Below are 21,692 nucleotides of genomic sequence, written 5' to 3' on the forward strand. Positions count from 1 at the left end.
TGCGCTAATGTACCATCAAATAATTATTTAGCAACCTTTCTAAACTCCTCATTGCCAAAAGTGCGGAAACTTGTGAAGGCTAAAATTTCCTCTTATAACTCGGCTACTTTCAGCAACTAAAGCAACTAAAAATTGTTTAAGAAACCATAGACATGAATCTATTGACTAGAGTATCAATTTCGGCTATTTCCAGTGCAACAGCATTACTTGTAGTAGCAACATCAAACATCAATACCGCTCAAGCAGCTTTGTATAGATTCATATTCGAGGGGGAGGGAATAAAAGGTTACTTTACTTACGATATCAATGCTATAGGAAGTAGTCCTTTGTCACCTAACGCTACAGGATATCCAAATGGGGGATTTGATTTTAAATTTGACTTAGGGGATAAGGGAGTATTTCAAGGCTCCGTTGGTATTCCGATTATTTTTTTTCCGCGCCGTGAAGATGGGCTTGCAGCTCCAGAAACCGACGACTTTATGTGGGAAGTACGTGCTTTTCAACGTCAACCACCATCGCCATACGCATTCGTAAGCTACTTCCATTACCCAAAGGGTTCATTTGGTGGATCTACTGCTCTACGCACAACAGTCCCAAGTACCGCAATTCTTGATATTTATCCAAATGTTGACTTTCCTAATTCGATAGGCAACTTGCTATATTCAGGCCCAGTTCAAACCAGAATTGAGAAGGTTCCTGAACCTGCATTATTGTCTGCATTATTGGGAGTAGGCGCTTGGTTTGTGTTCCGTCGTCAGCACCGACAATTATTATCTAAGCAAGATTAATTACACCATGCCAAACGGTTCCATTAAAGTAGTTCTCTGTTGATTTATTCAGGTTGGCGTGATGAAATTTAAGCCGTTTATGAGATTTTTGATGTGTCAGCTTTCCTAAAATAGATTTAGAAAATTGCCAACATTTATCAAAACTAAGACTTTTCATTCTTAGGTGACTTTCGGGAACTAAATTGCAATCAACTTTTTTTAGAGACGATAGACATGAACCTATTAACTAAAGTATCACTTTCGGCCATTTGCAGTGCAACAGCATTATTTGTAGGAGTAACATCACACATCAATACCGCTCAAGCAGCATTGTATAAATTCAGCTTCGAGGGTGAGGGAGTAAATGGTTACTTTATTTATGACACCTCATTCCCAGCATTTAGCGAAGATACGGGTGTGGCTGCATACATTGGTGCTGCCACAGAATACAAATTTGAATTGGGTGAAAAAGGTATTTTTCAAGGTAAAGTAGCTACCCCTATTGTCGTTTTGTCGCGTGAGGAGAATGGTACAGCAGGTCTATTTGGAGATGGTGATGTTGATACATTCATGTTACAGGAACATGCTGATGAAAGAGAACCACAAACTGGGTTTGCTTTAGTAAGCTATTTTATTTATCCAGAAGGTACATTTGAGGAGTCTACGGCTCAAAGGACTACTGTCCCAAGCACCGCATTTGCTAGAATCTACCCAAACGTAGATTATCCCAATACTTTGGGCGAAGCAGCGTTTGTAGGAACTGTCCAAACTCGGATTGAGAAGGTTCCTGAACCTGCATTATTGCCTGCATTATTAGGAGTAGGTGCTTGGTTTGTGTTCCGTCGTCAGCACCGACAATTATTATCCAAGCAAGATTAATTACACCATGCCAAACGGTTCCATTAAAGCAGTTCTCTGTTGATTTATTCAGGTTTCCGTGATGAAATTTAAGCCGTTTATGAGATTTTTGATGTGTCAGCTTTCCTAAAATAGATTTAGAAAATTGCCAACATTTATCAAAACTAAGACTTTTCATTCTTAGGTGACTTTCGGGAACTAAATTGCAATCAACTTTTTTTAGAGATGATAGACATGAACCTATTAACTAAAGTATCACTTTCGGCCATTTGCAGTGCAACAGCATTATTTGTAGGAGTAACATCACACATCAATACCGCTCAAGCAGCATTGTATAAATTCAGCTTCGAGGGTGAGGGAGTAAATGGTTACTTTACTTACGATAGCAATGCTGTAGGAACTCCAGTTTCCTCCAACTCCACTGCGTATTATGGCGGAGGATATGATTATAAATTTGATTTAGGGGAATTTGGCGTATTTGAAGGAAGCGTTGGTAATCCGATTGTTTTTTTACCTCGCCGTGAAGATGGTATTAGAGCACCAGAAACCGACGATTTTGAGTGGGAAGTACGTGCTGTGCAACGTCAGCCAGCGTCGCAATACACATTTGTAGCCTATTTTCATTACCCAAAGGGTTCATTTGGTGGATCTACCGCCATACGCACAACAGTTCCGACTACTGCCGTCCTTGATGTCTATCCAAATGTGGATTTCCCTAATTCAATAGGAAACTTGCTGTATTCAGGAACCGTTCAAACCCGAATTGAAAAAGTTCCTGAACCTACATTATTGCCTGCATTATTAGGAGTGGGCGCTTGGTTTTTGTTGCGTCGTCAGCGTCAAAGATATCTACTGGGTACACAGATGTAGAAAATATGCTGGTTTGGTGAACTGTTAACCCCAGATTTACCCACTTTGATGTAGCTAAGAGTTAGTGCTGAGATAAAAATTAGGCGTTGCTGATGGATGGGATGAATTGTAATTTACTTATACCGCAAAGGTTAAAAATCTCAATTCATCTCGCAGCAACGTCAAAAATTAACTATTAAAAGGCCAAATCAATATGGATCAGCTCACATTACGCACACATCAATATCAAGTAACTAAAAAAACTGATATGTCCGCGAAATTCGGAGAGTGGCGAGTACGGGGACTACGGGGTGCAACTACAGTGTCTCATAACTCAGCACAAGCGATCGCTGAAGCTGTGGATGAGTTATTGAATGCTTTAGAAGTCAATAATCCATTAGATCCTACGGAAATCGTTAGTGTCACTTTTTCCGCTACTCCTGACTTAGATGCCATGTTTCCTGCTGCGGTAGCGCGTCGTCGTCCCGGTTGGGAACTTGTTCCCCTGTTAGATGTGCAGCAAATGCAGGTTGAAAGTAGTTTGAAGCGCTGTATTCGGGTGCTAATTCACTTGAATACTCCTCTGTCTCAGAGTGCATTACACCCAATTTATTTGCGTGAAGCTGCACAATTACGTCCTGATTTAGCGATATATAGTTAGGCGATCGCTTTTCCTTGCAGACTGGAGCAAAATTCATCATAAATTTCAGGGGTCTCATGCTTCCAGAAAATCTGAAAAAAATTGACCAGCAACTCATCGATTTACTAGGTGAGAGAATTGCAGTTTTAGCTAAATCACCATCTATTGCTTTAGAAGAACAAATAGCTAGTTTTACATTTTCATTAGTGCAGGCTGGTGTTCCTGAATGCCTGTGGAGAAACCTAGTTACAGGTTGTACTGCTGCTGTTGCTAGTACATTGTCACCCCCTGTGGCAACTCAGCCACGACGGGTGACTCTAGTGGGGGGAAGAGGTATGATGGGATACTTCTTCAAACAGAAATTATCAGCCGCAGGTCATGACATCAGTATTCTCGATGTGGGAGACTGGGAACAAGCACAATCCCTACTAGAAAAAGCAGATTTAGTCTTAGTCTGCGTTCCTATAGAATATACAATAGAAGTTATTCATAAACTCGCTCAATACCTTTCTCCAACTACTGCTTTAGCTGATATTGCTAGTATTAAAACTCCCATACTACAGGCTATGCTTGAGCAACATAGTGGGCCTGTCATGGGATTACACCCAATGTTTGGGCCGGGTATTAAATCATTCTCATCCCAAACAGTTGTAGTTTGTCCAGGTCGGGGAGATGATGCGTTTCAATGGCTATTGGCATTGATGGAAAATGACGGTGGAAAATTGATTATATCTACACCAGAAGAACATGACCAAATGATGATTGCTGTGCAAGCAATTCGCAACTTTCAGACATTTAGTCTTGGGGTCTTTTTAGGAGAAGAAGAAATTGATATCCGGCGTAGCTTAGATTTTGCTAGCCCGATTTTTCGTCTAGAACTAGACATAGTTGGGCGCTTGTTTGCTCAGTCTGCGCCATTGGTAGTAGATATTATGCTGGCTACACCAGAGCGTCGGGAAGCTATTGAGCGACTAGCAATTACTTATAATCGCTTGGCACAATTAATTGTTGAGAATGACCGAGATACCCTGATTCAAGAGTTCAAAGCAACCCATAGCTTTTTGGGAGAAAGAATGAACTCTGCTGTAGAAGAAAGCACTCATGTAATTAACACATTGAGTACATTATTAGCAGCTAAAGAGGTCGAACAAAAGCAACCTTTTTTTGTTCGTCAACAAGGTGCGATCGCTCATCAACTTGTAACTCCATAAACTCAAATTCCCGTAAGTAAAATTCCTTGAGGAATTGTCCAAATTTTTGTTGTGAAATAATTATAAATGTTAACGAGAAAGCAATTTTTAATGATGAGTGCAGGTTTAGGAGTTGGCATCCTGCTGCCCGAACTACTGAAAACAAAGAAAACTTATGCAGCTTCCCCTTCACTCTCAAAATTTACCGAATCTCTACCCATACCATACCCTATTTCACCACCTAGCACTTTAGATATAGCTTCAAGTACACACTCATTTCATAGCAGCTTAGGGTCTGTTCCTACCTGGGGTTATGGCGGCTACTCTTACCTTGGCCCTACTTTCGAGGTGACAAGAGGAACGCCTGTGAAGATTCAGGCATTCAACAAACTTGGGACTCATCCATTAGCCAAGTCGGTTGATACGAACCTGCACGGTGTCATGCCCTCTGATATCACCAATCCCCGAACCGTCATACACCTACATGGCAGCAATACTGAAGCTGAAAGCGACGGTTATCCAGAAGATACATATCTGCCAGGGCAGAGCAAAGTTTACAACTATAACAACAATCAAGAAGCCGGAATGCTCTGGTATCATGACCATTCCGTTGGTATGACCGCCCTGAATCTGCAAGCTGGACTAGCTGGAGTGTACTTGATCAGGGATGAAGATGATCCTATAGGTGGCAATGGCCCTCTTGGTATCCCAGGCGGAGCGCCCTATGAAATACCATTGATTCTGCAAGATCATGCGTTCAATGCCGATGGTGCGATATTTTTCCCCGCCAGATGGCACCATGAGTTTTACGGTGACGTTGCTGTTGTCAACGGCAAAGCTTGGCCAAACCTCAATGTTGACCGCACCTTATACCGCTTCCGCATCGTCAATGCCTCAAACTCGCGGTTCTACAGACTTAAGCTGTCCTCAAATAAGCAACTAATTCAAATTGGCAGTGATGGAGGATTGCTGAATGCTCCGGTGTATTTGTCTAAGCTATTGTTAGGGCCTGGTGAACGAGCTGATGTGCTAATCGACTTTTCTGGTTATCTCCCTGGAGACAAGATTATACTTCAAAATGATGCTGCTGCACCCTATCCCAAGGGTTTGGCTACGGTGATTAACCAAGGCTACTTTCAAATGCCAGAAATTATGCAGTTTACTGTGAATCAGGGTGCTGCTGCTCCTAAACCGATTCCTAAAAGGCTGCGAGTGAATAGTCCACTGATCACTAAGATTTCTACCAAACCAGTAAGAGAACGCAACTTAGTTCTGACTGAAGTTTTGAATCCTAACTTTCAAGTGTTAGCGATGATGCTCAATGCAGTTTACTGGCATGAAGCAGCTCACCACCCAGAATTAAGAGAGCAAGTACGAGTAGACACAGTAGAGCAGTGGAATATTATTAATTTACAGCCATTTGCCCACACAATACACCTACATTTAGTACCATTTCAGATTCTTAATCGCCAATCTGTCAATGATACTGCATACTATGCAGCATACGGAGCTACCGGGCCACGTCAAGTTCTCATGGAAAACGCACCCGGTGGGCCTACAGTACCTTATGGTTATCCACCACCAGATCCTACCCCTTATCTAAAAGGTTCACCAAGATTGCCAGCTGCAAATGAAGCAGGTTGGAAGGATACTGCGGTGGTCAATCCCTTTGAGGTTATTCGTCTCATCGTTCCCTTTGGTGCTAAAGCCGCACCTAATTTACCTTTTGGTAATTCATTCACTGGACGCTTTGTGTGGCACTGCCATATGCTTAATCACGAAGATAATGACATGATGCTGCCTTTTGACGTGCTACCTTAGCCCTTATACCAATTCAAAATTCCCAATTCAAAATCTTACATCTTGCACCACTCTCTTATTGACAAGATAACAGGCTGAAAAACTGATTATTTCGTAGGGTGGGGAGTGCAGGGAGCCACTTGCTTATTGAGAAGGTGCAAGATATCAGAAATTAAGAAATCCAGCATTTACAAGGGTTTATAAGTTTGAATCTGTTTCAGAATTTTAGCGAAGTTCAGTTAGAGCTAAAAGATAAAATTGCCGTGGGTTGGGTTGAGGCAGGAAACTAAAAACAATACATAATAATCTCAATTTTCTATGAAGATGGGCCAAATAAATAATGTAGAGATGTTATATATAACGTCTATACACTAGAGAATAAAACGCATCTTCATCTAGAAATGGTATCAGTTGAGAAAACTTCTCTGCTGCTGTGTTTGTTTTGAGATACAAGGAAAAAGTTCATGAATTTTGAAAAGAAATTAGCACTTACTATCACCAGTACTGCCTGTATTTTAACAAGTATGATGGCTCCGGTTTCGGCTGCCAAGTTTAAATTTTCATACTCTGGAGGAAATGTACTTAATCCAAATGACGTTGTTACAGCTAGTGGGATATTAACAACTAGCGCTTACGATCCAGCTACTAATAGTTATGAAATTATAGATATTACTGGAACAAGAAATGGTCAAGCAATAGATGGTTTGTTAGCTTCAGGAACATTTCTTGATAATAATAATCTCTTATTCACTGGTTTTCCTAAAGTGGATGAATTTGGATTTGCTTACATTATAGGGGAAACATCATATAATGTGTTCTACACTTATGACTATGTAGAAATAGGTCAGCAAGGTTTCTTTACAGGTTATCCCCTCACATCCTTTTCTATAACTCCTATACCTGAGTCTTCGCTGATCATAGGAATATTAAGTGTAACTGCTTTAGTAACTATTAACAAAATAAACGCTAGGTCTGCTCATTTACGTAATAAGAGGCAATTACCTCTTGGCATAGGCGACAAGGGAAACGCCTAAGAGGATGTTTGGAAAGTCTAAATTATAGCGGTTTTCCAGTCAGTGAGGTACAGAAAGTTATTATCTCATTAATTTCTACTTAATACTGTTAAGATTATGTAGAGAATGCGTTTTTAAACCTGCAATTCGCGCTTTACCCCCGCATGAATGACGGGGGTTTTACGCATCACGACTCATAAATAATGTAGAGACGTTATATATAACGTCTCTACAGTGAAAAACATTTCTATCTCTACTCAAGAGCCTAAGTTACTATATTTCTACTTCCCAAAACCTTTACCACGATTAGTTGAAGGAAGACAGAGACAGTTTTCTAATTGAGTCAGCAAGGTTTCACGGTCTAAGTTTTGCCCAATTAATACTATTTGATTTTTTGGTTGACCTTTCCACTCTTCATCATCTAAAGTAAAACGTTTACCGCAGAGGTGGAAAATGTGGCGTTTGGGACTTTCGTCAAACCACATAATACCCTTAGCGCGGAAAATGTTTGTGGGTAGTTGGTTATCTAGAAAATACTGAAACTTCCTAATAGAAAATGGCTTATCACTTTGGAAAGATATTGATGTGAAGCCATCATTTTCTAAATGGTGAGAGTGGTCATGGTGGTGGTCATGGTCATGATGGTCATGACCGCAAGCTGAATGATCATGGTCGTGATGGTCGTGACCGCAGGCTGAATGGTCGTGGTGGTCGTGGTCGTGGTGGTCGTGACTGTCAGTATCGACTGTATCAAAATACTTGTCAGACTCAAATAAACCAACGCTTAAAATTAAGGCGAGGGGAACTTGCGATCGCTTCGTCCTCAATATCCTCGCACCTTCCTTGACTTCATTGATTTTTCTTTCCAACTCATTCAAGGTAGTTTCATCGACCAAATCTGTTTTATTCAACAGAATCACATCACCATAGGCAATTTGACTGTAAGCTGCTTGCGAATTAAACAAATCTAAGCTATAATTTGCCGCATCTACTACAGTGATAATCGAGTCTAAACGGGTTAAATCCTTCAACTCTGTACCCAAAAAAGTTAGGGCTACTGGTAAAGGGTCTGCCAGTCCAGTTGTTTCCACAACTAAATAATCTAGCTTTTCTTCCCGTTCCAAAACCTTATACACCGCGTCAACAAGGTCATTATTAATAGTGCAGCAGATACAACCATTATTCAATTCCACCATGTTCTCATCGGTGGAAACAATTAACTCGTTGTCAATGCCGATTTCCCCAAATTCGTTGACCAAAACGGCGGTTTTTAAGCCCTGTTGATTGTTGAGGATATGATTAAGTAAAGTTGTCTTACCACTACCGAGAAATCCAGTAATAATCGTTACTGGCATTCCTTGTTTCGGAGCATCCATTGATTGAGAATTATGAGTAACTGCTGATTGCATAGCAAGGAAATCGCAAAATTAGAACAAATTAGAGAACTTTTGGGGCAACTGCTTTCCAGCAGGATGGCAAAATGGTAGCGTAGATTGTCCAGAAAACACTAGCATAGGGATACTCGACAAAAGTCCGAGCTGCATTACCCTATTATTGCTTATCTTCTTTCAGCATTACTCTGTTATGGCACTAACTGTTTACAATACCCTCTCCCGCCGTCAAGAACCCTTTCAGACAGTCGAACCAGGCAAGGTTAAGATGTATTACTGCGGCGTGACGGTGTACGATTATTGCCATTTGGGTCATGCTAGAGCTTGTATTGTCTGGGATGTGGTACGGCGTTATTTACAATTCCTGGGCTATGAGGTGCGCTATGTCCAAAATTTTACCGATATTGATGATAAAATCCTCAAGCGAGCGCGGCAAGAACATTCCTCAATGGAGGCGGTAGCCGAACGTTTCATTCAGGCATATTTTGAGGATATGGCACAGCTAGGTATTAAAGAAGCCGATGAATATCCCCGTGCTACCCACACAATTAACGGCATTCAGCGCTTAATTCACGAGTTAGAAAACAAAGGCTTTGCTTATCCATCGGCTGGCGATGTTTACTATGCGGTGCGGCAATTTGCTGATTATGGTAAACTTTCAGGACGCAGGCTGGAGGATATGCAGGCGGGAGCAAGCGATCGCGTTAACGTAGATGATCCAGAATATCAGAAAAAGAAAGACCCCTTTGACTTTGCCCTGTGGAAAGCCGCCAGACCTGGAGAACCTGCTTGGAAATCACCTTGGGGTGCAGGTCGTCCGGGATGGCATATAGAATGCTCGGCAATGGTACGCGATCGCCTGGGTGAGACAATAGATATTCACGCAGGTGGTGCTGACTTAATTTTCCCCCACCACGAAAACGAAATCGCCCAATCAGAAGCTGTCACAGGTAAACCCCTAGCAACCTACTGGCTACACAACGGTATGGTCAAAGTTGACGGTGAAAAAATGTCTAAATCCTTGGGCAACTTTACCACCATCCGCGACTTACTAGGGCGGGGAGTTGACCCGATGGCTGTGCGGTTATTCGTGCTGATGGCGCAATATCGTACACCCATCGATTTTACCGATGAGGCGATCGCAGCTGCTACCAATGGTTGGCACACAATCAAAGATGGGTTATTAGCTGGTTGGGAGTTGGGGAATGGGGAATGGGGACTGGGGACTGGGAAGGAATTAACATCCAATCCCTATGTTGAGCGGTTTACAGAAGCAGTCAATGACGATTTTAACTTCCCTGGTGGATTGACAGTATTATTTGAGTTAGCAAAAAAACTGCATCGTGAAAGAAACATTTTATTGCATGAGGGCAAGACGGAAACACCGATAGAAGAATTAAAAATACAATGGCAAACATTGGTTACTTTAGCTGAAGTTCTCGGTTTAACAGCGCAGCCAGAAGCACCTAAAAATGAGCAAGATGGCTTAAGCGATGCGGATATAGAAGATTTGATTCAGCGAAGACAAGCGGCGAGAAAAGCTAGAAATTTTGCTGAAGGCGACCGTATCCGTAACGAACTACAAGCCAAAGGTATTACCCTAATTGATAGCCCCCAAGGCACACGTTGGCATAGAAATTAAAAGCGACTGGGGACTGATAAAAAGCAGAGAGCAGAGGAGCAGAAGATAAAATAATGACTCCCCCATTACCCATTACCCATTACCCATTACCCATTACCCATTACCCATTCCCTAGATTATTGTTATGTGGTCAGAGTTAAAAAAAGCGATCGCTAGTTTTAAAATCCCTGCTGATTGGATCGGTATTAGAGTAGTAAAAGAAACTGCTGCTCATCATTATGTCCGTGATGGTTTGCCCCAGCATAATGGTAAATCAACCACCATTGGAGCCATGTTAGAAGTTCTGGTGAATGGTTCCTTGGGTTATGCTGCTACCAATTCCCTAGAATTAACATCCTTGCAAGCGGCGGCGGAAATTGCTTACAAACAAGCCCTAGCCGCTAGTGAATGGTACATCTATCCCTTTGGTGCTACGGAACGCCCCAAGGTGGTGGGTGAGTATCATTCACCGTTTTTAGAACCCTTAAACGCCCTCACTCCAGGGGAAATTAATGAGTTGTTGGTGCGAATTTGTCACACCTTAAAAGTAGATGACAAGATTGTGCAAACCAGTGCTAATGCTTCTACTAACGAAAAAGAGAGTTGGTTTGTCAGTAGTAACGGTTCTGAGGTTTACCAGAAGTTTGTCACTATTGGAACACATTATGGAGCGATCGCGCAAGATGGAGCGATCGTCCAGCAACGTACTAACAACGGTTCCCAAGCCAACTGTTACCAAGGCGGAATTGAACTATTAAAACAAGACCATTTGTGGCAACGGGTACGACAAATTGGCGAACAAGCCATAGAATTATTATCTGCCCAAGAATGCCCAACCACCCGTACCAATTTGGTCTTAGCCCCAGACCAAATGATGTTACAAATTCATGAAAGTATAGGACATCCCCTAGAAATCGACCGAATTTTAGGAGATGAGCGCAACTACGCCGGAGGTAGCTTTGTCAACACCAGCGACTTTGGCAAACTAACTTATGGTTCGCCATTGATGAATATTACCTTTGACCCCACCGTTGTTGGTGAATATGCCAGCTATGGATTTGATGATACAGGTGCAGTAGCCACAAGGGAATATTTAATCAAAGAAGGCGTTTTACAAAGGGGTTTAGGCAGTTTAGAAAGCCAAGCCAGAGCTAATGTACCGGGGGTAGCCTGTGCGCGTGCTTCCTCATGGAATCGACCTCCAATTGACCGTATGGCAAACTTAAACCTAGAACCAGGAAACGCCAGCTTTGATGAGATGATTAGTAACATAGAACATGGCGTGTATATGGAATCTAATCGTTCCTGGTCAATTGACGATCGCCGCTATAAATTTCAGTTTGGCTGTGAGTATGCAAAACTAATTGAAAATGGTAAACTCACCAAAACCCTGCGTAATCCCAACTATCGAGCCACCACACCAGAATTTTGGCACAGCCTCATTCAAGTCGGTGATAATTCCAACTGGGAAATGTATGGCACACCATTATGTGGTAAAGGTGAACCCAATCAGGCAATTTGGGTAGGTCATGGTTCACCAGTATGTGTATTTGCTAATGTAGAAGTTTTTGGAGGCGGCTAAGAAATTCAAAATTCGTCTTGGAAAGTTTCCTACGGCGGGAAACCCGCCTACAGAACTTTCCGCAAAATTCAAAATTGTAGGGTGGGCATTGCCCACCATGTCTTTATTAATAATGCACAAGAAGTTAATTAAAAAGACAAAAGCTATTTATAGTAAGTGCTGAATGCTTATTATACACAAGAATCTTGCTACCTTTATTCAACTTATTATTTTTGATATTTATGAAGCTTGAAGATATATCTAATTTAGAAGTTAGTTTTAATCAATTATTAGAAACACTGCTAATTAAGAAAGCAGAAAATGAACAATTCACCGTTTCACTGAGTAGTGAACGTAGTCAATTTACCCGATTTAATCAAGCCAAAGTTCGCCAAACAGGTTTTGTCGCTGATGGTTGGATTCAACTAACTTTAATTAAAGACCAACGTAGCAGTTTTCGTGAGTTTCCTTTTACTGGAAATTGGGAAAAAGACTGGCAAGCAGCATACCAAGCTTTACAAGAACTGCGTGATGAATTACCTTTATTACCAATTGACCCCTATCTGGTAGTGCCATCAGGAAATAACACTAGCAGAGAAGTACATACAGGTAATATATTGCCAGCAGAAGCAGTAGTAGCCAATGTATTAGAACCAGTAAAAGAATTAGATTTTACTGGGATATATGCTGGGGGTGTAGTTATTAGAGCTTATGGTGATTCCAGTGGACAAAAACATTGGTTTGCTACCGATTCTTTCACTTTAGACTATTCTTTATTTATTAGTTCTGGGCAAGCTGTTAAAGGAACATTTGCCGGGAGTGATTGGCATAAAGAAGCTTATGCAGCAAAAATTAGTGAAGGTAAACAGCAATTACAACTGCTATCTACTCCTACAAAACAATTACCAAGAGGACAGTATAAAACTTATTTTGCCCCGGCGGCTGTTGCTGATTTGTTGAGTATGCTTTCTTGGGGTGCAGTTAGCGAAGCAGATATTCAACAAGGTAATAGTGCATTGGCAATTTTATCACGCAAAGACAAACAGCTTTCCTCATTGTTCAGTTTTAAAGAAAATTTCCAACGAGGACTAGTACCAAGATTTAACGAATTGGGAGAAATGACTGCACCAGAATTACCGATAATTGAAAAAGGTATTTTAGTTAATAGTTTAGTTAGTTCTCGCACAGCCAAGGAATATAACAAAACTGCTAATGGTGCGAATAGTTCAGAAACTTTACGTGCGCCAGAATTAAGCCCAGGTAGTTTAACTTATGAGCAAATTTTGCCGAGTTTAGATACAGGGTTATATGTATCTAATTTACATTATTTGAATTGGAGCGATCGCCCCACAGGTAGAATTACAGGTATGACCCGTTACGCCTGTTTTTGGATAGAAAACGGCGAAATTGTCGCCCCCATAGAAAACCTCCGCTTTGACGACAGTTTATACCGCTTCTGGGGAGAAAATCTAGTAGATTTGACCGACTTCCAAGAATTTATTCCCGAAGTAGGAACCTACGAAAACCGCCAGCTAGGAGGTATTATGGCTCCTGGGATGTTAGTCAACGATTTTACTTACACCTTGTAGTGGCGTGGCAAGGCTAAAATAGTGCAATAAGTTTCCTCTCTAACCTCTGTGTCTCTGTGCCTCTGTGGTTAATTAATGCAACATTTTAGTCGTGTCAGTCCACTAGAATGTGGCAATAGATTTGAAAAAAATTGAACGCAGATGAACGCAGATGAACGCAGATGAATAAGATGTTAGATTGTTGGCTAATGCTCTATTTGAGCTTTAGTTAAAATCATAATCATCCGCATCTATCGGCGTTTATCCTATTTATCGGCGGTTAATTATTCTTATCTAAACCGTATCTGCTTATAAACGCCGGATAGCCACTTCCAAGCCTTCACACACACCTGTGAGGAAATCTAAATCAAGAGTAGCGATCGCATCACTCGCTTTATGATAATGAGGATTCCGCATAAAAGCTGTATCTGTCACCATCATTGCTGGATAACCCACATCCCAAAACGGCGCATGATCGCTTAACCTAGTTTGGGGAACAATCAAACCCCGATTTGGTACTGGTAGCCATTGACTTGATACCCCAGCTTGGCGAATGCTGCGACTCATACCAATTAAATCAGGCAGGGTGCGTAAATTGCCAATTAAAGCAATAAAATCACCTGTATTCGGGTAAAACTTTTCTAACGGCGCGGGATATCTCTGCGAACCAGGAGTATAATCACGATACCCCAACATTTCCAAAGACATCATCAACCGTAACGGTTGCTGTTGTTGACGCAATAACCTGGCATAGTCGGTACTACCCAACAAACCATATTCTTCCATATCAAACGCCACCAACCGCAAAGGATACTTAGCTGGCGCAGCCGCAAACTTTCTCGCCAATTCTAATAAAACTACCACACCTGTAGCATTATCATCAGCCCCTGACGTTCCCGGTACAGCATCATAGTGTGCGCCAATTAAAATAGGTGGTAGCTGTCGTTGTTTGCCGCTAGATTGCGGAGGTAAATTGAGAATGAGATTATTAAAAGACTGATTATTGACTTCAAAGGTGTGGATTTCCACACTTCCCCATTGAGACAATTCTTGACGGATGTATTCTTGAACAAAAAAATGCCCAGCAGTTGCTAGATAAGGGTCACGTTCTCTTGCTATCTGCGTGAGGTGATTGTGTAATCTTGCTTTTAAATTCAAGTGTTTGTCAGTGGTCAGTGGCCTACTTATATTCTAAAACCACCTACACTAGTTAGGGTATTAAACTTTTATCAAAAACAACTGACAACTAACAACTGATACCAAGTTGTGTTTAAAGATGTTTGTTTGAGCAGGAAAGGAAGTAACCCACCCCTAGCCCCTCCCAAGAGGGGAAAGGGAAGTAGCACAGAGTAAGATACTATCTTTGACTGCAACTTAGTATGACCACTGACACAATTAGCAAATAAGGTAGGGTCGGATTTCCCAACTTGAAGGGGTCATAAAATTCACAGATGAGGCGACAACATTCACAAAGGCTAGAACATAGTCAGCATCGTCAATGTTATCCTAGTCTTGCAACTAAATCCTCAAGCTGTAATTCCTCTGGTTTTTGCCTAAATGATGGATGTTATACCATTGAGGCAAGTTGCTTCCATAGCAAAAAGCTAGAGGTAGTTCTGCCTAATCATAATATATATAGTAAAACACAGTTAGGAGAAGAGTAACGCATGGGCAAGGTAGTCGGCATCGACTTGGGTACAACCAACTCAGTAGTCGCCGTAATGGAGGGTGGCAAGCCGGTGGTGATTGCCAATGCAGAAGGAATGCGAACAACCCCCTCCGTTGTCGGCTTCAGCAAAGATGGCGAAAGGGTGGTAGGGCAAATGGCACGGCGACAAACAGTCCTCAACCCCCAAAACACCTTTTTTGCAGTTAAACGCTTTATAGGGCGCAGGTATGGCGAACTCAGCCCAGAATCAAAGCGCGTACCCTACACTATCCGCAAAGATGAGATTGGCAATATCAAAATTTCCTGTCCTCGTTTGGCTAAAGATTTTGCCCCCGAAGAAATTTCGGCAATGGTGCTGAAAAAGTTGGCAGATGATGCTAGTGCTTATCTGGGAGATCAAGTCACAGGCGCAGTGATTACAGTACCCGCTTATTTCAACGATTCCCAAAGACAAGCTACCCGCGACGCTGGCAGAATTGCCGGATTGGAAGTGTTGCGGATTCTTAACGAACCGACAGCCGCATCTTTGGCTTATGGGTTAGATAGGGGTGATACAGAAACCATCTTAGTTTTTGACTTGGGTGGCGGGACATTTGATGTATCGATTTTGGAAGTGGGGGATGGAGTATTTGAAGTCAAAGCCACCAGTGGGGATACTCAACTGGGGGGGAACGACTTTGATAAGAAAATTGTGGATTGGTTAGCCGAGCAATTTCTGGAAACAGAAGGTGTAGACTTAAGACGGAGCGATCGCCAAGCCTTGCAGCGTTTGATGGAAGCCGCAGAAAAAGCTAAAATCGAACTCTCTGCCGTCAGCGTCACCGATATTAACTTACCCTTCATCACCGCCACGGAAGAAGGCCCCAAGCACATAGAAACTCGTTTGACACGCGCCCAATTTGAAGGTTTGTGTGGCGACTTATTAGGACGTATCCGCAACCCAGTGAAACGCGCTTTAAAAGATGCCGGACTCAGACCCGATGATATTGAGGAAGTCGTACTAGTAGGCGGTTCTACGCGAATGCCAATGGTGAAACAATTAGTACGCGACTTGATTGGCATTGAACCTAGCGAGAACGTTAACCCTGATGAAGTGGTGGCAATGGGTGCAGCCATTCAAGCCGGGATTCTGGCGGGACAATTTAAAGATGTACTGCTGCTAGATGTTACACCTTTGTCCTTGGGTTTGGAAGCGATCGGCGGCGTGATGAAAAAACTCATCCCCCGCAATACTACCATCCCCGTCCGCCGTTCCGACATCTTCTCCACATCAGAAAATAACCAAAACTCTGTGGAAATTCACGTAGTCCAAGGTGAACGGGAAATGGCAGGTGATAACAAATCGCTAGGACGTTTCAAACTCTACGGCATACCCCCAGCACCGCGAGGCATTCCCCAAATTCAGGTAGCATTTGATATCGATGCCAACGGAATTTTACAGGTAACAGCCTTAGATAGAACCACAGGTAGAGAACAGAGTATCACCATCCAAGGCGCTTCTACCCTCAGTGAAGCCGAAGTTAACCGGATGATTCAGGATGCTCAAAAATACGCCGATATCGACCGGGAACGGAAGGAAAGGGTAGAAAAACGCACCCGTTCGGAAGCTTTAATTCTCCAAGCCGAAAGACAACTGCGAGAAGTTGCTTTAGAATTTGGCATGCAGTTTGCCCGTAACCGTCGCCAACGCATCGATAATATCAGCCGAGAACTTAAAGACAGTCTCAAAGAAAATGACGATCGCGGGATTGATCAAGCTTACGCCGACCTGCAAGATGCTTTATATGAGCTAAATCGGGAAGTTCGTCAGTATTATGCTGAGGACGAAGACGATGATTTATTCGCCACCATCAAAGATATCTTTGTGGGCGATAAAGACAAAGAACGCGACTATCCCAGAGATAATTATCGAGAACGTGACTCCTACAACAATAGGGACTACGGCAGAGATTATGGACGAGATAACCGTCCCTCCTATGACAACCGTCCACCCCGCAAACCACCCCGCCCCAGCTATCAGGATAACTGGGATGATGACGATGATTGGTTGTAAAGTCGGGAGTGGGTCTGTCAGTGAACAGTTATCAGTAAACAGTGAACAGTCAAAATATCCTGATAACTGATAACTGATAACTGATAACTGATTGAGTCCCCTCCTGAATTTGTATTTAATAATTGGTAATTACTAATCAATTACCACTATCTAAAATTTAAAAGCTAAATAAATGAATATGCAGAATTTGCAGAATTTTCGTGATTACTACGAAATTTTGGGAGTATCTAAAGATGCCACTAACGAAGAAATTAAAAAGAATTATCGACGGTTAGCTAGACAGTATCACCCTGATTTAAATCCGGGGAATAAAGAGGCGGAAGAGAAGTTTAAAGTGATCGGCGAAGCTTATGAAATGCTTTCCGATGCAACTAAACGCGCCCAATATGACCAGTTTAGCCGCTATTGGAAACAAAAGGGCTTTCCTAAACAAACTCCTAAATCTAAGGCTTGGGGTGATAGTCGCACAGGGGAACGTAACGGGAATGAGAATGTAGACCCCAGTCAGTTTTCTAATTTTGAAGACTTCTTAAATCAAGTTATTGGTGTTGGTGGTCGTAGGGAAAATAAAAATGGTGCTAGTAAAACCACGACAGCAGACCCATTCCGTACACCAAAAAGCCGAGTTGAGTATACAGTCCCGAAAAACCCACCCCGTCCAACCCGGCGAGATATTGAAGCGAGATTAACTTTACCCTTAGAAAAAGCTTATTCTGGTGGTAACGAACGTATTAGATTAGAGGATGGGCGATCGCTAGAAGTGACAATGCCCCCAGGTATGGTCACAGGTCAAACTATCCGCCTGCGTAACCAAGGTATGGGCGGTGGCGACCTATATTTAAAGATTACCGTTGAACCCCACCCATTATTTAAACTCGATGGTGCGAATATCTTCACACAAGTACCAGTTACACCCAGTGAAGCAGTTTTGGGGGGACAGGTGGAAGCGCCGACTTTAGATGGCCCAGTGAAAATGACCATTCCCCCTGGAGTCAGGTCTGGTCAAAGATTCCGCTTGGCAAATAAAGGCTATCCTACAGAAAATGGTAAACGTGGCGACCAATTGGTAGAAATTCAAATAGTTACGCCAAAAACTATTAGCCAGGAAGAAAAAGAATTGTACGAAAAGATTCGGCAAATTGAAACCTTCAAACCCCGCGCTGATTTAATTTAACGTGAGTTCGACCAGTGCGGTTTTGACCTCACCCCCAACCCCTCTCCTACAAGGAGAGGGGAGTAAGACGGTGATTTTTTCGTTTCTCCTCCCTCTCCTCGTAGGAGCTACAGTGTACACACAAGTCATATAAACTTGTCCCACGGCGTTTTGATCCCCCCTAACCCCCCTTAAAAAAGGGGGGAAGCTCTCAAAGTCCCCCTTATTAAGGGGGATAATGGGGGATCAAATGATCTGTTTGGCTCAACATAGAGATGTGTGTACACCGTAGCCTCGTAGGAGAGGGAGGTTGGGAGGGAGAGGTTCATCGAACTCACGTTAATTTAATTAATATAGGCGATCGCACTCTACAACATCTGCCGCAATTCCTCAATTATTGTGGCAGACAAAATTTTATCTAGAATTTCCTGTAAGCTAGCTAAATCGTCCACTTGGCTAATTTGTGGCAAAAACTGTAACCCATCTTCCCCGCATCTGCCCTAAATATGATTCATGAAACAAAGTAGCAAAAAAGCTATAATATTTGTCGCAATTCTTCTATTGTCTGGGCAGTTGCTATCTTACTAAAAACTTCGTTCAATTCAACTTCATCATCAATTTGGTTGATTTGTGGCAACAACTGTAACCCATCTTCACCAAATTTTAAGTTTAAATTAATTCTAATACTAGAAATGATTCCTTCTCGTTTTCCGCTTACCTTGCCGCGTGCTTCGCCTTCGCGCAGAATTTCTTGATACCAAGGTGACTCTCTTAACACAGCCATATCCCACCTCATAATTTCTTGAAGTGAACTACCTACACTGACCTGACGGTGAGCGTGTAGGCTTCCTGTCCAACAGAAAGCTCAGTAGTGGATTTCTTGCGTCCTCCCTTACTCCGGCTTACATCTGGGCGACAGGCTTTATCCCCCGTTCCAGAGGAGCCAGCGCCGTGGGCGGGTTTCCCGACTTGAGGCGACTGGCTTGTCAAAATTCGTAGTCCCTCATCTCTGAGGTTAATAGCAGCATTCACATCCCTGTCGTGCCTAGTTTGGCAATTGTCACAAGTCCAAAATCTTACATTCAGTGGCAAACTGCCAACTTGATTAAGACAAACATGACAGGTTTTTGAACTTGGGAAGAATCTATCAACTTCCTGATATATTTTCCCTGACATTTCTGCCTTGTATTTAAGCATTGTGCAAAACATTCCCCATCCAACTTGATGGATGGATTTAGCTAGTTTATGGTTTTGCATCATGCCTTTAACATTAAGATTTTCCACAACAATAACTTGGTTTTCGTTAACTATCCTACGCGATAGCTTATGTAGAAAATCCTCACGGCAGTTAGTTATTTTTCTATGAACTATAGCAACTTTTTTTCTAGCTTTGACACGGTTATTAGAACCTTTCTGTTTTCTAGATAACTGCTGCTGTCTTAGCTTCAGATTCTTTTCATGCTTAGTTAGTATTCTAGGATTATCAAATTTAGACCCATCGCTGGTGACAGCAAAGTGAGTTAGCCCCAAATCAATACCTACAGATTTACCGTTCTTACTTGCCAAAGGTTTGTCTTTGCCATCGTCAAGAAGAATAGCTGCAAAGTATTGGTTAGAACAGTTTTTAGATATGGTTACAGTCTTAACTTTACCTTCGATTGGTCTATGAATTATTGCTGATACTTCACCTATCTTGGGCAGGATTAAATGATTGTCGGCAACTTTAACATTTTGAGGATATTGAATCGACTGTTTACCATGCTTGAATTTGAATCTAGGGTATTTAGCTCGTTTTTCAAAAAAGTTGTTAAACGCTACTCCTAGATTTAGACAGACTTGCTGCAAACATTGTGAATAGGTCAATGTTAACCATTCATACTCTTTCTTTAACTGTGGGATTATCTTTTTAACTTCGTACCCAGATAAACCCTTACCTGTCTCCTTATATGTTTGGTTGATCAAGTTCAAGCAATAATTCCAAAGCCAACGACAAGAACCAAAAGCTTGCGCTAGTGATTGCTGTTGTTGGGTATCTGGATATAACTTGACTTTGACGACCTTTAACATATTAGAGTGAACAAAGTTTGCTATAAAAGAGTATTTCTTCGTTACTGGTTCTGAGAATATTGATTAATACTGGGTAAGTAGGTAGATTATACTTTTCCTCTGCCAGTGCTGTATATGCCCGCATCCGTCTGGGCATTTGGGGGTGATAGCGTAGTTGTAATTCGTTGAGGACGAGAAATTCACCATATTCAGGACTATTGACCTTGATTAACACATCACTTTCTCGGCTAATCCATTGAAAGTCTGAACTGAGAATTTCTTGGGCTACGATATTAGGAATTTGTGTTACCCATCTTACCCAGTTGTCGGGTGCTAGGCTGATTAATTTTTTGGTGCTGATGTCTGCGGCTTTGGTCATTGAGTAGAAAATGCACTCCGGCAATAATATGACTTACGCAAATGTCATCATCAAACTAACTCTGGGGTGCGTCAGCCCCAATAATTTCGTACACATTAAAGGATTTTCCGCATCTGACGCACCCTACCCCAAGTGCAGTTGCGTGAGTCCTGAATAAAATTTATCGTAACTTGAAAATGCTTTTCTGCCTAAAGTTCTATGACATTTGTGGCTAGTGATGGGTTTAGAATATTAGAAAAAACTTGATTGCAAAGTGAATCAAACAGCCGTGAATCAAAACGGTGCAATGGCGAAAAGCAGTGACCCTACATACTATTCCTTGCTAGGGCTGCATCCCTCAGCATCGGTAATCGACATCCGCCGCGCTTATCGGGAACTGAGCAAACGATATCATCCAGATACTACGGAATTGCCTGCTCCTGTTGCTACGTCGAAATTTCAGGAAATTAACGAAGCCTACGCCACTCTTAGTAATCCAGAAAGGCGTTTAAATTACGACTTAAAAATCGGTTATTCTCGTTTTGGGGTGATTCAAGCACCAGCTGATTTGAATCGTCCTGTGTCCTACAATTACGACTACTCAAAATCAGCTTACCTTGATGCTAGCGATCGCCCACTCTCCTCCGGCGAAATTTTCGCCTTATTCATTCTCGGCTTGACTTTTGTGGGTTGTCTGCTACTAGCCATCACAGTCGCCTTCATTCGTGGTGATGCACTTTTCCCCCCACAGATACAACCATCAACAGCCACAATACAGCCCATTTCTTACTTGTTACAACTGTTTAGTTCATTTTGAATTTTGAATTAATTATGTCTCTGCTTCCTGCTAACACTCCCTTATACAGTCATCCTCTGCCACAAATTGAACAATGGCTAAAAGACCAAGGTTGTCAACAAGATGATACACAACTTCACTGTTGGTTTGTACAACGTCCAAGTTGGCAAGCTGAACTCTGGTTAGATATCGAGCAAATAGTAGTCCGCTACATCCAAGCCGGGGAAAACGGACAAGACATTCAACGCGCGTTTAAATATTCCCTCAGTCGGGAAGATATCGAACAAGCAGTGTTTTCCGGCCCGTGAAAATCAGTTATCAGTTAACAGTTATCAGTTATCAGGTTATGTCAACTGTCA

The 21,692-nt window shown here is 42.1% G+C and carries 18 protein-coding genes and 1 pseudogene; 14 read left to right on the forward strand and 5 right to left on the reverse strand.

The window, feature by feature from the left end; translation table 11 throughout:
* The first annotated feature begins 152 nt into the window (after positions 1 to 152).
* The 7 genes from H6G83_RS07805 (at position 153) to H6G83_RS07835 (ending at position 7,138) form a co-directional block, all read left to right on the forward strand.
* On the forward strand, positions 153 to 788 hold the full coding sequence (locus tag H6G83_RS07805) for a PEP-CTERM sorting domain-containing protein (protein WP_190469445.1): 636 nt from the start codon (positions 153 to 155) through the stop codon (positions 786 to 788).
* A gap of 213 nt (positions 789 to 1,001) precedes the next feature.
* Positions 1,002 to 1,646 (forward strand): PEP-CTERM sorting domain-containing protein, encoded by a 645-nt coding sequence (locus H6G83_RS07810; protein WP_190469449.1) that lies wholly within the window; start codon positions 1,002 to 1,004, stop codon positions 1,644 to 1,646.
* Positions 1,647 to 1,859: 213 nt separating this feature from the next.
* Positions 1,860 to 2,495, forward strand: coding sequence for a PEP-CTERM sorting domain-containing protein (locus tag H6G83_RS07815; RefSeq protein ID WP_190469452.1), 636 nt, complete (start codon positions 1,860 to 1,862; stop codon positions 2,493 to 2,495).
* A 247-nt stretch (positions 2,496 to 2,742) separates the two neighbouring features.
* Positions 2,743 to 3,135 carry a chorismate mutase gene (gene aroH, locus H6G83_RS07820; protein ID WP_242044490.1) on the forward strand — a complete coding sequence of 131 codons (393 nt, stop codon included), beginning with the start codon at positions 2,743 to 2,745 and terminating at the stop codon, positions 3,133 to 3,135.
* A 56-nt stretch (positions 3,136 to 3,191) separates the two neighbouring features.
* The gene (gene tyrA / locus H6G83_RS07825) at positions 3,192 to 4,325 is read left to right on the forward strand and encodes a bifunctional chorismate mutase/prephenate dehydrogenase (protein WP_190469458.1); all 1,134 of its coding nucleotides are present in this window, start codon (positions 3,192 to 3,194) and stop codon (positions 4,323 to 4,325) included.
* A gap of 66 nt (positions 4,326 to 4,391) precedes the next feature.
* Positions 4,392 to 6,125, forward strand: coding sequence for a multicopper oxidase family protein (locus H6G83_RS07830; RefSeq protein WP_190469462.1), 1,734 nt, complete (start codon positions 4,392 to 4,394; stop codon positions 6,123 to 6,125).
* Positions 6,126 to 6,568: 443 nt separating this feature from the next.
* Positions 6,569 to 7,138, forward strand: coding sequence for a hypothetical protein (locus H6G83_RS07835; RefSeq protein ID WP_190469465.1), 570 nt, complete (start codon positions 6,569 to 6,571; stop codon positions 7,136 to 7,138).
* A 260-nt stretch (positions 7,139 to 7,398) separates the two neighbouring features.
* Here the strand turns inward: H6G83_RS07835 and H6G83_RS07840 are convergent, their stop codons facing one another.
* The gene (locus H6G83_RS07840) at positions 7,399 to 8,526 is read right to left on the reverse strand and encodes a CobW family GTP-binding protein (protein ID WP_190469468.1); all 1,128 of its coding nucleotides are present in this window, start codon (positions 8,524 to 8,526) and stop codon (positions 7,399 to 7,401) included.
* A gap of 175 nt (positions 8,527 to 8,701) precedes the next feature.
* Between H6G83_RS07840 and cysS the strand changes: the two genes are divergently transcribed.
* The 3 genes from cysS (at position 8,702) to H6G83_RS07855 (ending at position 13,279) form a co-directional block, all read left to right on the forward strand.
* On the forward strand, positions 8,702 to 10,150 hold the full coding sequence (gene cysS / locus H6G83_RS07845; RefSeq protein WP_190469471.1) for a cysteine--tRNA ligase: 1,449 nt from the start codon (positions 8,702 to 8,704) through the stop codon (positions 10,148 to 10,150).
* Between the two features lie 124 nt (positions 10,151 to 10,274).
* Entirely contained in the window at positions 10,275 to 11,711 is a 1,437-nt protein-coding gene (locus H6G83_RS07850) for a TldD/PmbA family protein (protein ID WP_190469473.1), read from the forward strand.
* Positions 11,712 to 11,932: 221 nt separating this feature from the next.
* Positions 11,933 to 13,279: a TldD/PmbA family protein gene (locus H6G83_RS07855; RefSeq protein ID WP_190469476.1), complete on the forward strand. Its 1,347-nt coding sequence runs from the start codon at positions 11,933 to 11,935 to the stop codon at positions 13,277 to 13,279.
* 288 nt (positions 13,280 to 13,567) lie between these two features.
* Here H6G83_RS07855 and H6G83_RS07860 read toward each other — a convergent pair whose 3' ends face one another.
* Positions 13,568 to 14,416, reverse strand: a complete 849-nt coding sequence (locus H6G83_RS07860) for a M28 family peptidase (RefSeq protein ID WP_190469479.1) — start codon at positions 14,414 to 14,416, stop codon at positions 13,568 to 13,570.
* A gap of 509 nt (positions 14,417 to 14,925) precedes the next feature.
* On the opposite strand from H6G83_RS07860, the gene dnaK reads away from it, so the two are divergent.
* Positions 14,926 to 16,980 carry a molecular chaperone DnaK gene (gene dnaK, locus H6G83_RS07865; protein ID WP_190469482.1) on the forward strand — a complete coding sequence of 685 codons (2,055 nt, stop codon included), beginning with the start codon at positions 14,926 to 14,928 and terminating at the stop codon, positions 16,978 to 16,980.
* Positions 16,981 to 17,158: 178 nt separating this feature from the next.
* Entirely contained in the window at positions 17,159 to 18,154 is a 996-nt protein-coding gene (locus tag H6G83_RS07870; protein ID WP_190469611.1) for a DnaJ C-terminal domain-containing protein, read from the forward strand.
* Positions 18,155 to 18,668: 514 nt separating this feature from the next.
* Here the strand turns inward: H6G83_RS07870 and H6G83_RS07875 are convergent.
* The 3 genes and pseudogenes from H6G83_RS07875 to H6G83_RS07885 form a co-directional block, all read right to left on the reverse strand.
* Positions 18,669 to 18,917 carry a hypothetical protein gene (locus H6G83_RS07875; RefSeq protein ID WP_242044482.1) on the reverse strand — a complete coding sequence of 83 codons (249 nt, stop codon included), beginning with the start codon at positions 18,915 to 18,917 and terminating at the stop codon, positions 18,669 to 18,671.
* Positions 18,918 to 18,949: 32 nt separating this feature from the next.
* Positions 18,950 to 20,200, reverse strand: a complete 1,251-nt coding sequence (locus tag H6G83_RS07880; RefSeq protein WP_190469489.1) for an RNA-guided endonuclease InsQ/TnpB family protein — start codon at positions 20,198 to 20,200, stop codon at positions 18,950 to 18,952.
* 31 nt (positions 20,201 to 20,231) lie between these two features.
* Positions 20,232 to 20,558 (reverse strand): annotated as a pseudogene (locus H6G83_RS07885) (transposase); the annotation flags it as partial.
* 286 nt (positions 20,559 to 20,844) lie between these two features.
* Between H6G83_RS07885 and H6G83_RS07890 the strand changes: the two are divergent.
* Positions 20,845 to 21,354 (forward strand): J domain-containing protein, encoded by a 510-nt coding sequence (locus tag H6G83_RS07890; RefSeq protein WP_190469614.1) that lies wholly within the window; start codon positions 20,845 to 20,847, stop codon positions 21,352 to 21,354.
* Positions 21,355 to 21,368: 14 nt separating this feature from the next.
* Positions 21,369 to 21,641 (forward strand): DUF3143 domain-containing protein, encoded by a 273-nt coding sequence (locus H6G83_RS07895; protein WP_190469492.1) that lies wholly within the window; start codon positions 21,369 to 21,371, stop codon positions 21,639 to 21,641.
* The last annotated feature ends 51 nt before the right edge of the window (positions 21,642 to 21,692 follow it).

The sequence above is a fragment of the Anabaena azotica FACHB-119 genome (assembly GCF_014697625.1).
Lineage (GTDB): Bacteria > Cyanobacteriota > Cyanobacteriia > Cyanobacteriales > Nostocaceae > Trichormus > Trichormus azoticus_A.

Coding starts and splice junctions, on each gene's coding strand:
- H6G83_RS07805 (WP_190469445.1), top strand. CDS start 153: ATGAATCTATTGACTAGAGTATCAATTTCGGCTATTTCCAGTGCAACA.
- H6G83_RS07810 (WP_190469449.1), top strand. CDS start 1,002: ATGAACCTATTAACTAAAGTATCACTTTCGGCCATTTGCAGTGCAACA.
- H6G83_RS07815 (WP_190469452.1), top strand. CDS start 1,860: ATGAACCTATTAACTAAAGTATCACTTTCGGCCATTTGCAGTGCAACA.
- aroH (WP_242044490.1), top strand. CDS start 2,743: ATGTCCGCGAAATTCGGAGAGTGGCGAGTACGGGGACTACGGGGTGCA.
- tyrA (WP_190469458.1), top strand. CDS start 3,192: ATGCTTCCAGAAAATCTGAAAAAAATTGACCAGCAACTCATCGATTTA.
- H6G83_RS07830 (WP_190469462.1), top strand. CDS start 4,392: ATGTTAACGAGAAAGCAATTTTTAATGATGAGTGCAGGTTTAGGAGTT.
- H6G83_RS07835 (WP_190469465.1), top strand. CDS start 6,569: ATGAATTTTGAAAAGAAATTAGCACTTACTATCACCAGTACTGCCTGT.
- H6G83_RS07840 (WP_190469468.1), bottom strand. CDS start 8,526: ATGCAATCAGCAGTTACTCATAATTCTCAATCAATGGATGCTCCGAAA.
- cysS (WP_190469471.1), top strand. CDS start 8,702: ATGGCACTAACTGTTTACAATACCCTCTCCCGCCGTCAAGAACCCTTT.
- H6G83_RS07850 (WP_190469473.1), top strand. CDS start 10,275: ATGTGGTCAGAGTTAAAAAAAGCGATCGCTAGTTTTAAAATCCCTGCT.
- H6G83_RS07855 (WP_190469476.1), top strand. CDS start 11,933: ATGAAGCTTGAAGATATATCTAATTTAGAAGTTAGTTTTAATCAATTA.
- dnaK (WP_190469482.1), top strand. CDS start 14,926: ATGGGCAAGGTAGTCGGCATCGACTTGGGTACAACCAACTCAGTAGTC.
- H6G83_RS07870 (WP_190469611.1), top strand. CDS start 17,159: ATGCAGAATTTGCAGAATTTTCGTGATTACTACGAAATTTTGGGAGTA.
- H6G83_RS07875 (WP_242044482.1), bottom strand. CDS start 18,917: ATGGCTGTGTTAAGAGAGTCACCTTGGTATCAAGAAATTCTGCGCGAA.
- H6G83_RS07880 (WP_190469489.1), bottom strand. CDS start 20,200: ATGTTAAAGGTCGTCAAAGTCAAGTTATATCCAGATACCCAACAACAG.
- H6G83_RS07890 (WP_190469614.1), top strand. CDS start 20,845: ATGGCGAAAAGCAGTGACCCTACATACTATTCCTTGCTAGGGCTGCAT.
- H6G83_RS07895 (WP_190469492.1), top strand. CDS start 21,369: ATGTCTCTGCTTCCTGCTAACACTCCCTTATACAGTCATCCTCTGCCA.